Source organism: Leucobacter sp. wl10, from assembly GCF_003569785.1.
Taxonomy (GTDB): domain Bacteria; phylum Actinomycetota; class Actinomycetes; order Actinomycetales; family Microbacteriaceae; genus Leucobacter.
Genome location: NZ_KZ984046.1, coordinates 1 through 477 on the forward strand (window position 1 = coordinate 1; position 477 = coordinate 477).

Below are 477 nucleotides of genomic sequence, written 5' to 3' on the forward strand. Positions count from 1 at the left end.
GAAGGTGACGGGGTCGGTGGCCGATCCCGCGGGATAGATCACGTAGACGCCGTTGCCCGCCGCGGTCAGCGTGCCGCTCGCCGTCACCCGCCCATCGGCGAGATCCCCCACAGGAATCGCCAGATCCGCCAGCACCACGCGCTCCCCGTTCATGGCGGGCCACGAAGAATACGCCCTCTGCGTCACCTCGGCCGACAGCGTCGCCGTGGTCGGCGAGGTCAGCACGATCTGCGCGTTCGCAAGCGTCTGCTCCAGCCCCCAGCCGCCGCCCGCGCCCAGGCCCTGGTGACCGCGCGAGACCATCGCACCGGCATAGGTGATCGTGCCGGTACCCGCCTCGACATCGACCGTCCCGGTGCCGTTCGCCCAGGTGACAACGCCATCATCGGCCGCGGTGGCCGGCGCACTCGCCGAGATGCCCCCGTTCGCGATAGGCCCCTTCACGTAATTCCGCCACGACTCACGAAACCCCCACGA

Annotated in this window: 1 protein-coding gene; it reads right to left on the bottom strand. The window is 70.0% G+C overall.

What is annotated here, in order from left to right; genetic code table 11:
• On the bottom strand, window positions 1-477 hold a 477-nt coding region (locus D1J51_RS17725; protein ID WP_205548068.1), incomplete at both ends, for an HtaA domain-containing protein.